Raw genomic sequence first — 11565 nt, forward strand, 5'->3', positions numbered from 1 at the left:
CGCTTCCCGGAAACCTTTGGTGGATCCGGTAACTCGTGGTCGTCACGAGATTTCTGAACTGTTGCGGCTGTCACGGAACGAACTCCACCTTCGATGTTGCCAGACGCCCGTCGACGTCTGTGACGCTGACGCGGAGCCGGAAGTTGCGCGGCTGCGGTTCGTCGGATCCCGCATTCGTCACCATCGACTTCGCGGCCACGAGCACAACCCCGCCGTCGTCGCTTTCACTCTCCAAACCTGCTGCGATGATCTCGCCGTGGGTCGCGACCTTCGCTTCGCGGACGATGCTCACGAACGGCTCGATACGACCGTCGAACTCCGCTTGGAACTCTCCCGTCGCATCCGCGAGGATGCGATCGACGTCTTCCTTGACCGTCTCGGGGTCGATCGTGGTCAGGTTCAGTACCGCTTGGCGTGCGACCTGGATGTACTCCTGGCGCGTCGCTTCGCGCTCGTCGGTCTGATGATTCGAGTACGACAGGAACGCAACCCCTGCCGCGACCGTGAGCAGGACGACCGCCGCAGCCGCTGCGACCGCCGGCTTCAGCCACGTCCGTGACGGCTTGGCAGCGGGCACAGCAGGTTCGGGCGTGCGTTGTGTGTTCACGACCGGCTCTGGTGCAGGGGCAACCTTGGGCGGCGAGGCCACAGGCTTTTGCAGCGTGATCGGCTCGGCGGGCGGGTCGCCGACCGGCGGGCCTGCGCGCCGCACCGCTTTGCGACGGGGAGCTTTGTTGTCTTCGGTCATCCCTGTTGTTCCACCATCATCGATTGCCATGAAACTTCCGACGCGCCAACCTGGTTGAGGTTCGGCTGACTGTAAATCTTGCCGTCCGGCCCGACGAACGTGCCCGTTTCTGGATCATATTGCCGGGCAGCAGTTTTGGGCAGCTCAGCCGGCCTACCCTCCTCGAACGCCGCCGGCGCGTTCGCACCCGGGATCGTCACCGGCGGGTTGATGCCCTCAGCAACGTACGGTTCGCCGGTCGCGCATTGCTCGACGGTCGGCGCGCGTCGTCCCGGGTACCCCATGCAGGGCGAGTTTCGCGCGCCGCGCACGGCGATCTTGCTGTCCTGCGGGACTTTGCAGAAGAGGTTCGACGGTGTATCGGGCACGGACTGATCGGCTGGTGAACGCCACTCGGCAGCGGGGATGAATCCCTGTGTGCACGATGGCGGATCGTTGACAGAGATCAGGAAGTCGACGATCGCACCGTCTTCGAGCGGGCCGCGCACGGCGGTGAGCAGTGCTGCTACCAACGGCGGGAACACGACGAGCACCTGCTCGATCGACGGGTTGTACGTAGCGGCGACCTCGCCGACGCTCACAAGGTTCGCGAGCAACAGCGGCAAAGTCGGCCGCAGATCTTGGAAGAGCGCTGTCGCCTCGTTCGCGGTGCCGGGCCCGTTCTCGAGAATCGATCGCAGCTGCGGATCGCTCGCACGCAACTGGTCGGCGAAGCGCGTGAGATCTCGCGTCCAGTCCCGGATCGCGTCGCTGGAGTCGTTCTGGGTATCCAGCAACGGACCGATCTCATCGATCAGAATCTTCGTCTGCTCGGTGTTGTCGGCGGCCTCCTGCACGAGCAGGCGCGCGGAATCGAGCAGCTTCTGCAGGTCGGGACCAGTGCCGTTGAAAGCCTTGAACGACTCGTCGACCAGCGATCGCAACCGCGTGTCGGCGACGCTCGCGAGCAGTCGGTCGGCCTGATCGAGCATCGGACCCACATCCTGCGGCAGCCGGGTGCGGTCGACGGGAATGATGTCCCCGTTTGCCAGATCGGGGCCGTCCGCAGTGTTCGGCACGAGGTCGACATATTGTTCGCCCACCGCCGACACGCTCTTCACCCACACCACGCTGTCGAACGGAATCTTGTAGTCCGAGCCAATAGACAAGGTCGCGTCGACGCCTGTCTCGGTGAGCTCGACTTCTTCGACTTCGCCGACGTTCGTACCGCGATAGGTGACGTTGGCATGGGGGTACAGGCCGCCGGTGGCAGAAAGCTCGACAGTCACCTTGTATCGGCCGACTCCGAACATTGCCGGCACGTCGATGTAGACCACGGACATGACGACCACACCGATCACGGTGAGGATCGAGAAGATGATCAACTGCGCTCTGACGAACTTGGATAGCATCATGGGCCCGGCACCCCCGGCAGCGGCGCGTTGATGCCCGGTATCTGCGGTAGCTCAGGCAGTCCGGGCAATGCAGGCAATGCAGGCAATCCTGGAATCTGCGGCAACCCGGGCGGTGGCGGCACGGGCGGCGAGGCCAGCGGATTGCCCGCGTGTCCGGCAACACCGGCTACTCGGCCGAGCAGACCCTCGACTCCCCCGAAGGTGCCGCCGAGCGGTGTTCCGGTGAGGAAGTTCGAGTCCAGCCGCGCACCCGTGAGGTCGAGCATCATCATCAGGTTGGCGTAGTCGCCCTTCAGCCAGTGATCCATGTTCTTCATGGAGAACGGGAAGGTCAGCAGCAACGTCAGCACGTCCGTCAGGTGGTTGCCCGTGTTCGCAAGAGACTCGAGGACCGGAACCAGGCTGCGCAGGTTGGCCTTCAGGTCATCGCCGCTTTCATCGATGATGCGGTTTGCGACGTCACTGAGCCGGCCCAGCGACACGAGGGCGTCGGTCAGGTTGCCGCTCTGCGCATTGAGCACCTCCAGTGCCGGCGGCACGCCCTCGAGCGCTCGCGCCAACGTGTCCTTCTCGCGGGCGAAGGTGACGCTCACGCGGTCCAGTCCGTCCAGCGCCGAAACGATGTCTCCCCGCTGTTCGTCAAGACTCGTCGTCAACTCGTTCAGCCGGGGCAGGAGGTCGTGCGCGTCGGTTTCCCGGCCGTCGAGGGCCGCGTTGAGTTCGCGTGTGACGTCCTGCAATTGGGCGAACCCGCCGCCGTTGAGAACCACCGACAGCGATGACAGCGTCTGCTCGGTGGTCGGGTATGCGCCCGCACGGTCGAGCGGAATCGTGTCGCCGCCCTGCAGTCGCCCCTCGGCGGGCTGATCGATCGGCGCAGCAAGCTCGACGTGGTTGGACCCCAGCAGGCTCGTCTGACCGATCTTCGCGGTTGCATTGGCGGGCAGGACGACCGCGTCCTCGATCGACACCGTCACCAACGCGTGCCAGTCCTGTACCTCGATGCCCTGGACCGACCCGACCGTCACGTCGTTCACGCGGACCGGCGAATTCTGGGTCAGCGTAGTCACGTTCGGCATCTGGATGTAGACCGTGTACGAGTCCGGTCCGGTGCCTTCCGCGCCGGGCAGGCGCACAGAGTTCAGGCCGCTCCAAGCGCAGCCGCTCGTCGATACGACGATGGCCACAGGCACAGCGGCAAACCGCCACCGTCGCTTTGCGCTCATCGTCCACCTCCCGGCAGCAACAACGAGAGCAGATCCTGCGGCGGCTGCGCAACCGGCACCGCCTGCGGCATCTCCGCTCGCAATTCATCAGGGCTGTACTGAATCTGGTCGGGGAACGCGGCGACACCGCTCGCCGGGTTGGTCATGATCGGCGGATAGTTGACGACCAACGAGTTGAAGACAGGCGCCAGGAACTGCCGGCACAGGTCGGCCGACCGCTGCGAGTCGTTCGCCTCCATGCCCTCGATGGATCCGCAGAGGAAGGTCAACGGACTTGCTACTTCGTTCAGGCCGACCACGCCTGTCAGCGAACCTTGTGCGGGCTTGTAGATCTGATAGAAGTTCGCGAGCGCGTTCGGAGCGATGTGCAGCACCTGCTCGAGCTCAGCACGCTTGTCGACGAGGACCTGCGTCGCTTCGGCAAGTCCGGAGACGCCTTCGACGAGGACAGGTCGATTGTCGGTGACGAAGCGCCCGACGTCGCTCAGCGCGACGTCCAGATCGATAAGCCCCTGGCCGAGCTCGTCGGAGCTGTCCCCCAGGACCTCGGATACCGACGCGAGCCTGTTCCCGAACTGCACGATCTGTGTGTTGCTGTTGCTCAGCGCCGACACGAACGCCTGCAGGTTCCGGATCGTCGCGAAGAGATCGGTGCGGCCGTCGGACAAGATCTCGAGCGTGTGCGACAACTCGTGCAGCGTCGACTTCAGGGCGTCGCCGTTCCCGTCGAGGTTCTCGGCTGCGGTATTGACGAAGCGCCCGAAGCTGCCTTGCGAATCGTCCTCGAGCGGACCGAGCGCAGTCGACAACTTAGTCAGTTCCCGCTTGATGTCGTCCCATTCGACGGGGACAGCGGTTCGCTGGACCGGGATCTCGGCATTCTCCTCGAGCGACGGCCCACCGTCGTACACCGGCGTCAGTTGGACGAACCGTCCGGACACCAGCGATTGCGCGATGATGACTGCTCTCGCATCCTCGGGGATGGCGACGTCCGAGTTGACCGACAACTCGACCTTCACGGCTTCGGGCTGCGGTTCGACACTGTCCACCTTGCCGACTTTCACGCCGAGGACCCGCACGTCGTCACCGGGATAGAGACCGGTCGCCGACGTGAAGTACGCGGTGAACCTATGCGTCGTGATCCGCGTATAGGCAAGGTAGGCAACAATTCCCACGACCAGCGCGATCACGCAGGCGAGAGCTACGAAAATCCATTTGCGGTTGCGCCCCAGCGTTCCGGTCGTCATCGCGGCTCCCTCAGCTCGATCGACGGCGGCGGATTCAGCAGATAGTTGTACAGGTCGGCGGGCAGGTGTTGGGGATCGACGAATGCGTCGACCAACGTCTGGATCATCTTGCTCGAACCGTAGTTCTGCACGAAGGCCTGGAAGTAGGGACCGCTCGCAACAGCCTCGCCGAGCGCCGTCGCGTACGGACCCAATCCGTCGAGCGCGCGGGCGAGGTTGTCCCGGTTCCGGATGAGCAGCGCCGTAACGCTGTTGAGCTTCTCGAACGCGGGTCCGATCTGTTCTTCGTTGTCGTGCACCAACCCGGACAGTTGCTGGGAGACAGCAGAAATGTTGGCGATCAGCTCGGAGATAGAGTCGCGGCGAAGTTCGAGGGCACCCAGGAGGTCGTTGCCATCGAGCAGCAGCGCGTTGATCTGTTCGCCGCGATCGGCAAGCACCTTGGTCACGCCCTGGGCTTTCACCAGCAGGTCGCGCAGGTTGTTGTCCCGCTCGTTCAGGGCGCGAGACAGCCGGCTGACACCGTCCAGCGTCTCGCGCAGCGGGGCGGGTGTGTCCTTCAACGCCTGGCTCAGCACGTCGAGTGTTTCGTTCACCTGAACTGTGTCGAGGTCGTGGACCGTATTGCTGAGATCGCCGAGCGCGTCGTTCAGCGAATACGGCGAGGTCGTACGGTCGACCGGAATTGTGTCGCCCTTGTCCAGGGTGCCGGGTCCGGCCGGGGTGATCGCGAGCGACCGGCGCCCGAGCACGGTGTTCGTCTTGATCGCGGCAGAGGTGTCGTCGCCAAGTTGGATGCCTTCCTTGACGGTGAACGTCACCAGAACCTGCTGACCGTCGAGCTGGACGTCCTCGACGTTGCCGACGTCGATTCCGGCGACCTGCACTCGGTCACCGGAGACCAAACCGCCTGCATCGGCGAAGTTCGCCGTGTATTCGATGCCGTCCCGGAGGAACGGCAATTTGTCGTAGTTGAGTGTTGCGACAACGAGCGCACCGGCGACCACGAGCCCCACGATGCCGGTTTTGATGCGTCGATCGTTCGTCTCTGTCATGACGGCGCACACCTCCCGGTCAGCTGCGGCGCCGGGAGTTGCAGCACGATTTCCCTGCCGTCGGGTCCGCTGAACTTGGCCTTGGTGTTGCAGACATAGAACTGGAAGAACGAACCGTACCCACCGAGGCGGATCAGTCGCCGGAACGTCTCCGGCAACTTTGCGAGCACGTCCTCGAGGGATGCACTCCCCGCATCGAGATTCGTTGCGAGGCGGCCGGTCTGCTCGATCGTGCCCGCGATGTCGGGGCGTGTCGCAGACAGCAACTCTTCCAGCTGCGACGTCGCACGAGCGATCCGTGGAATCGAATCTGCGATCGGATCGCGATTCACCGCGAGCGCGCTGATCAATTGCTGCAACTGGTCGACGGTTGTAGAGAACTGGTCGCCGCGGTCATCGATCGTCTTCAGTACCGTGTTGAGATTGTCGATGACGCTGCCGATCATCTCGTCGCGATCGGCAAGCGTTTTCGAGAACGACCCAGTGCTGTTCAGCAACGACACCAACGTTTCGCCCTGGCCCTGGAACACCTGCACGAGCGCTTCGGTGAGGTCGTTGATCTGCGTCGGATCGAGCCCCTGCAGAAGCGGTTTGAAACCGCCGAGCAACTGATCGAGGTCGAGTGCGGGCTGGGTCTGTTCCACCGGAATGGTGCCGCCCTCCCCTAACGGTTCTTGGATCGAGCCGGGACTGTCGAGCAGTTCCACGTAGCGGTCGCCGACGAGGTTCTCGTAGCGAATGGTCGCTCTCGTGCTTTTCAGCAGTTCGTACTTGGATTCCACGTCGAAATCTATGTGCGCGAGGTTGTCTCGGCCCACCTCCACACCGGTGACCGAACCGACCGGAACACCCGCGATACGAACCTTGTTGCCCTCCCGCAAGCCGGACGAACTCACGAAGGTCGCATGGTAGTCACTGGTGCTCGCGAATCGCGCTTGGCTGAAGACGATGACGAGACCAGCGAAGATCACGGCCATTATCAGCGCGAAGATGGTGAGCTTGACGGTGGTCGCAGTATTTTTCACGGCTGCGCCAATCCGGCGTACAGATCCCCGAGCAGGATCTGGAATACCTTGGGCGCGTTGAACTTCAGCTGGGTATTCGGCACGTACGGCACAGTCGCAGTGTCAGTCACGATGAACGGCGCATGCGGGTCGTTCGGCACACGGTCCGGCAGACCGACGCAGTTCGGTCCACCGGTGGCGTTGACCTTCGGCAAGCTGTTCGGATAGGTATACGGATCCTGGCTGTAGGTGAAGCCTGCGTTCAGCGCAATGCCCTCCTGCAACCCGCCTTCGACCGCTTCGGCGATCGGACGCGCCTTGTCGAGGCCGAGGATCAGGCAGCTCAGCACTGGGGAGTACCGGTCGAGCAGTCCGGTGGTCGGACGCAGGAGGTCCAGCGCGGTGTCGAGGTTCTGCTCGTTCTCGGCAAGCACGGTTTCACCGGTGTTCGACAGCCCGATCACGCTCAGCAGCAGCGCGTCGAGGTTGACCTGCTCGTCGACAATCGTCCCGCTCACAGCGGTCGCGTCGTCGACGAGTTGGAGTAGGTCGGGTGAAACGTCGGCGTACAGGTTCGTGACGCCCGCGGCAGCCTGAAAGTCGCGTTGCAGTGTGGGCAAGCTGGGATTGATGTCGGCGAGGTAGTCGTCGGCAGCCGTCAGCAACTCGCCAACCTGCTCTCCGCGCCCGCGCAGAGCGGTCGACAGCGCGCCCAGGGTCGCGTTGATCTTTTCCGGCTCGAGTTTCTGCAGCACGTCGGACAGGTGCTGGAACAGCGTGTTGAACTCGACGGTGACGGCATCGGCGGCAACCGTGGAGCCTGCGGTGAGATGCTCGGGTGATGGGTCGGACGGGTAGACGAAGTTGACGTACTTCGCGCCGAAAACGGTCGTCGACTTGATGTCGACCTTCGCGTTCGCCGGAATGTACTTCAGCATGTTCGGCTGCATGTCCAGCGTGAGCGTGGCACCTTCCGGCGTCTCCTCGATCGACTTGACCCGACCGACTTCGACACCGCGCATCTTCACCTTCGCATCGGGATCCATTACGAGACCCGAGCGCGGCGCAGTCACTGTCACCGGCACCTTCTCGACGAATCCGCCCGCGAACATCGTCAACGCGACGACGACGATCGCGACGAGGCCGCCGACAAGGCCGAGTGCCGCCAGCTTCTTTACCCATCCTGGTTCAGTCAACCGACTCACCTAACCCGACAGATTGAAGTTGCCGGACGATCCGTAGATCGCGAGTGAGATGAGGAGTGTGACAGTGACGACGGCGATGAGGGAGGTCCGCACTGCGTTGCCGACCGCGACGCCGACGCCGACGGGGCCGCCCGTCGCGGTATAGCCGTAATAGGTGTGAATCATCATCACAGCAATTGCCATGACAATTGCTTGCACGAAAGACCACAGGATGTCGGTCGGTATGAGGAACGTCGAGAAGTAATGGTCGTACAGCCCGGGTGACTGGCCGTAGATCAGCACGGTCGCGAATCGGCTTGCGATGAAGGACGCAATCACGGCAATTGCGTAGAGCGGAATGATCGAGATCATTCCTGCGACAACTCGGGTGCTGACCAGATAGGGCACCGAGGAAATCGCCATGACCTCGAGGGCGTCGATTTCTTCGGAGACCCGCATTGCGCCGAGCTGGGCCGTGGAACCCGCGCCGATGGTCGCCGCGAGTCCGATACCCGCGATTACCGGAGCGGCGATGCGGACGTTGATGAACGCCGCGAAGAATCCGGTCAGAGATTCGACGCCGATATTGCCGAGCGAGCTGTAACCCTGCACCGCGATCGTGCCGCCAGTGAAGAGAGTCAGGAATCCGACGATGACAACCGTGCCGCCGATAACTGCGAGTGCACCGGTACCCATGCTGATTTCGGCGACCAGTCGAATGGTTTCCCGCCGATAGTGAAACAGCGCTTTCGGGATGTAGCCGATGGCCCGCGCGTAGAAGATGGCGTGGTCGCCGACCGAGTCGATTGCCCCGAGAGTGCGCTTGTAGCGCAGCTTGGTACGCGGAAACCGTTGCGTGAGGACGACTTTGTTCATCGCTTCACCGCGCCGTCAGCTTGATTCCGACGGCGGTGACCACGACGTTGACGACGAACAACGCCATGAACGCAAAGACGACCGTCTGATTCACCGCGTCGCCCACGCTCTTGGGGCCGCCCTTGACGTTGAGCCCGAGATAGCACGCCATCAAGCCGGCGATCATCCCGAACAACCCGGCTTTCACTTGCGAAATCATCAATTCGCCGAAACCGGTCAGAAGGGTGATTCCGTTGACGAAGGCGCCGGGATTGACATCCTGCAGGAACACCGAGAACAAGAATCCGCCGAGTATGCCGATCGTGCAGACGAGACCGTTGAGCAGAAGGGCGACAACTGTCGAGGCAAGAACGCGGGGCACAACGAGTCGCTGAATCGGATCGATGCCGAGAACACGCATGGCGTCGATTTCTTCCCGAATTGTGCGTGCAGCGAGATCGGCACAAATCGCGGTCGCACCTGCGCCCGCAACGATGAGCACAGTGACGATCGGCCCGACCTGAGTGATCGAACCGAGTGCCGCACCGGCACCGCTCAAATCGGCAGCACCGATTTCCCGGAGCAGGATATTGATCGTGAAACTGACGAGCACCGTGAACGGAATTGCGACGAGGATCGTCGGGACGATCGAAACCCGCGCGATGAACCAGGCCTGGTCGATGAATTCTCTGCGCTGAAACGGCCGCCGCAGCGATGCGCGGGCGGTGTCGGCGACGAGGTCGAAGTACCCGCCAACGGCCCGCAACGGGACCGCCACGAGATCGTTCATTCCACCTCCTGTGGCGCACGAACTTCGACCGGCGTCATCGTAACTAGAACACGTTCACTAGTCAAAATCATCTTTGACCTCGACCGAAGGCCTAGCGGTCAGAACGACCTCGGCGCCCGCATGTGCGCCGGATCCGCTGTCGTACATACGGTTCGGACCCAGGAAAGTGCGCAGCCGGACCCTTCCCAGCTTCACCCCGACGTGCGTTTCCGCGAGCAGAGCCCCGGAAAAACTAGAACACGTACTCTCCATCGGAATCCTAAAGCACTCCTTCGCAGCGCCGCCCCAGGGCCGGGTCGATGATCTGCGCACTGCTTCACCTTCCATCATCATGAACCAATCCCCACGAAATGTGGCTGATTCGCACAACTGACTTCAAGGTCGGCCGCCTGCGCACGGTCGGACCCGGACCCGGCGGATCCGCTGTACAGACGTAGCGTTTGCACGCGTCGTGAGGTAGAACGTGTTACAGATTGACGCAGCAGCACTCACCGTTGTCCAGTACAGATCATTGCGCCGGAGCATAGACCGAACTATAGTCCAGACACATGTCCAGCAAATCAGGGAGTAGTGCATGAACAACCTGCGACCGGCGGAGTCGGAAGCGTCACTCCTGCTGATCGACGGCAAATTGGTGCCTGGTTCGGGTGGTGTCTTCGCTACGCACAATCCGGCAACCGAAGCTGTCCTCGGCTACGCCGCCAATGCCACAGCAGCAGACATGGACGGCGCGATTACAGCCGCACGCCGAGCGTTCGACGAATCCGACTGGTCCCGTGACCACGGCTTCCGCGCGCGCTGCATTCGGCAACTGCGCGACGCCCTCGTCGCCCACACCGACGAGCTTCGGGAAATCACGATTGCCGAGGTCGGCGCGCCGGCAATGCTGACGGGCGGCCCGCAACTCGAGGGCCCGATCGCGGACCTGGGATTTGCGGCCGACCTCGCCGAAACATACTCGTGGGAAACCGATCTCGGCGTCGCCGAACCCATGGGGATCCGCACACGGCGCACGTTGCGACGAGAAGCCGTCGGCGTGGTCGGCGCGATCACACCGTGGAACTTCCCGCACCAGATCAATCTCGCCAAGCTCGGTCCCGCTCTGGCCGCGGGAAACACGGTCGTCCTGAAACCTGCCCCCGATACGCCCTGGTGCGCGGCGCTCGTCGGCAAGGTCATTGCCGAAGAGACCGACATTCCACCCGGTGTCGTCAACATCGTCACCTCAGACGATCATCGGCTCGGTGCCCAGCTCGCCGAAGATCCACGAGTCGATCTGGTGTCGTTCACGGGGTCCACCCCAACCGGAAAAGCTGTCATGGTCGCCGCCGCAGCAAGCCTCAAGAAGGTCTTCCTGGAACTCGGCGGCAAATCCGCGTTCATCGTCCTCGACGACGCAGACGTCGCGAGTGCGTGCAGCGTCGCCGCCTTCTCCGTCTGCGTGCACGCGGGCCAAGGTTGTGCACTCTCGACGCGTCTGCTGGTACCGCGATCCCGATACGACGAAGCCCTCGAAGCGACCGCACGCACTTTGCGAAGCATCCGCGCGGGTGATCCGAGCAAACCGGGAACCGTGTGTGGACCGGTCATCTCGAAGAAGCAGCGCGACCGCGTCGAGCGATATGTCGGGCTGGCGCGGGCTGAGGGCGGGACCATCGTGTGCGGTGGCGGTCGACCGGCCGGCCTCGAGCAGGGCCACTTCTTCGAGCCGACGCTCATCACCGACGTCTCCAACAGTTCGACTGTGGCACAGGAAGAAATCTTCGGCCCGGTCCTCGTTCTACTCCCCTACGAAGACGACGCCGACGCGATTGCAATTGCCAACGACTCACCGTACGGACTCTCCGGTTCCGTATGGGGTTCCGATCCACAACGCGTGAAGAAGGTCGTCGACGGAGTCCGGACCGGAACGCTGAGCGTCAACGGCGGTGTCTGGTACTCGGCCGACGTCCCCTTCGGCGGATACAAGCAATCCGGCATCGGCCGGGAAATGGGAGTCGCCGGATTCGAGGAGTACCTCGAGACGAAGCTCATCGCTTCGGCCGGCTAACAGGCATCCACC

The 11565-nt window shown here is 62.9% G+C and carries 10 protein-coding genes; 1 reads left to right on the forward strand and 9 read right to left on the reverse strand.

Features of this window, described 5'->3' with window-relative positions:
• Window positions 1-70: 70 nt before the first annotated feature.
• From JGU72_RS13875 to JGU72_RS13915, 9 genes are read right to left on the reverse strand one after another with little or no spacing between them, the layout of a single operon-like run.
• Window positions 71-748, reverse strand: a complete 678-nt coding sequence (locus JGU72_RS13875) for a hypothetical protein (RefSeq protein WP_233531948.1) — start codon at window positions 746-748, stop codon at window positions 71-73.
• Window positions 745-2142 (reverse strand): MCE family protein, encoded by a 1398-nt coding sequence (locus JGU72_RS13880; RefSeq protein ID WP_199684457.1) that lies wholly within the window; start codon window positions 2140-2142, stop codon window positions 745-747. The genes JGU72_RS13875 and JGU72_RS13880 overlap by 4 nt, the downstream gene beginning before the upstream one ends.
• Window positions 2139-3368 (reverse strand): MCE family protein, encoded by a 1230-nt coding sequence (locus JGU72_RS13885; RefSeq protein WP_199684458.1) that lies wholly within the window; start codon window positions 3366-3368, stop codon window positions 2139-2141. The genes JGU72_RS13880 and JGU72_RS13885 overlap by 4 nt, the downstream gene beginning before the upstream one ends.
• A complete protein-coding gene (locus JGU72_RS13890; RefSeq protein ID WP_199684459.1) occupies window positions 3365-4615 on the reverse strand; it encodes an MCE family protein in 1251 nt (416 codons plus the stop codon). Before JGU72_RS13890 ends, JGU72_RS13885 begins: the two co-directional genes overlap by 4 nt.
• A complete protein-coding gene (locus JGU72_RS13895) occupies window positions 4612-5670 on the reverse strand; it encodes an MCE family protein (RefSeq protein ID WP_199684460.1) in 1059 nt (352 codons plus the stop codon). Before JGU72_RS13895 ends, JGU72_RS13890 begins: the two co-directional genes overlap by 4 nt.
• The gene (locus tag JGU72_RS13900; RefSeq protein WP_199684461.1) at window positions 5667-6695 is read right to left on the reverse strand and encodes an MCE family protein; all 1029 of its coding nucleotides are present in this window, start codon (window positions 6693-6695) and stop codon (window positions 5667-5669) included. The genes JGU72_RS13895 and JGU72_RS13900 overlap by 4 nt, the downstream gene beginning before the upstream one ends.
• Window positions 6692-7870, reverse strand: a complete 1179-nt coding sequence (locus JGU72_RS13905) for an MCE family protein (RefSeq protein WP_199684462.1) — start codon at window positions 7868-7870, stop codon at window positions 6692-6694. Before JGU72_RS13905 ends, JGU72_RS13900 begins: the two co-directional genes overlap by 4 nt.
• A 9-nt stretch (window positions 7871-7879) precedes the next feature.
• Complete coding sequence (locus JGU72_RS13910; RefSeq protein ID WP_199684463.1) at window positions 7880-8734, reverse strand: MlaE family ABC transporter permease; 855 nt, start codon at window positions 8732-8734, stop codon at window positions 7880-7882.
• Window positions 8735-8738: 4 nt separating this feature from the next.
• Window positions 8739-9503, reverse strand: a complete 765-nt coding sequence (locus tag JGU72_RS13915; RefSeq protein WP_199684464.1) for an MlaE family ABC transporter permease — start codon at window positions 9501-9503, stop codon at window positions 8739-8741.
• Between the two features lie 574 nt (window positions 9504-10077).
• On the opposite strand from JGU72_RS13915, the gene JGU72_RS13920 reads away from it, so the two are divergent.
• Entirely contained in the window at window positions 10078-11553 is a 1476-nt protein-coding gene (locus tag JGU72_RS13920; RefSeq protein WP_199684465.1) for an aldehyde dehydrogenase, read from the forward strand.
• The last annotated feature ends 12 nt before the right edge of the window (window positions 11554-11565 follow it).

Source organism: Antrihabitans auranticaus (assembly GCF_016481275.1).
GTDB lineage: Bacteria > Actinomycetota > Actinomycetes > Mycobacteriales > Mycobacteriaceae > Antrihabitans.

Bases quoted from the DNA above. Each gene is read 5' to 3' on its own strand.
- JGU72_RS13875 (WP_233531948.1), bottom strand. From the start codon at position 748: ATGACCGAAGACAACAAAGCTCCCCGTCGCAAAGCGGTGCGGCGCGCA.
- JGU72_RS13880 (WP_199684457.1), bottom strand. From the start codon at position 2,142: ATGATGCTATCCAAGTTCGTCAGAGCGCAGTTGATCATCTTCTCGATC.
- JGU72_RS13885 (WP_199684458.1), bottom strand. From the start codon at position 3,368: ATGAGCGCAAAGCGACGGTGGCGGTTTGCCGCTGTGCCTGTGGCCATC.
- JGU72_RS13890 (WP_199684459.1), bottom strand. From the start codon at position 4,615: ATGACGACCGGAACGCTGGGGCGCAACCGCAAATGGATTTTCGTAGCT.
- JGU72_RS13895 (WP_199684460.1), bottom strand. From the start codon at position 5,670: ATGACAGAGACGAACGATCGACGCATCAAAACCGGCATCGTGGGGCTC.
- JGU72_RS13910 (WP_199684463.1), bottom strand. From the start codon at position 8,734: ATGAACAAAGTCGTCCTCACGCAACGGTTTCCGCGTACCAAGCTGCGC.
- JGU72_RS13915 (WP_199684464.1), bottom strand. From the start codon at position 9,503: ATGAACGATCTCGTGGCGGTCCCGTTGCGGGCCGTTGGCGGGTACTTC.
- JGU72_RS13920 (WP_199684465.1), top strand. From the start codon at position 10,078: ATGAACAACCTGCGACCGGCGGAGTCGGAAGCGTCACTCCTGCTGATC.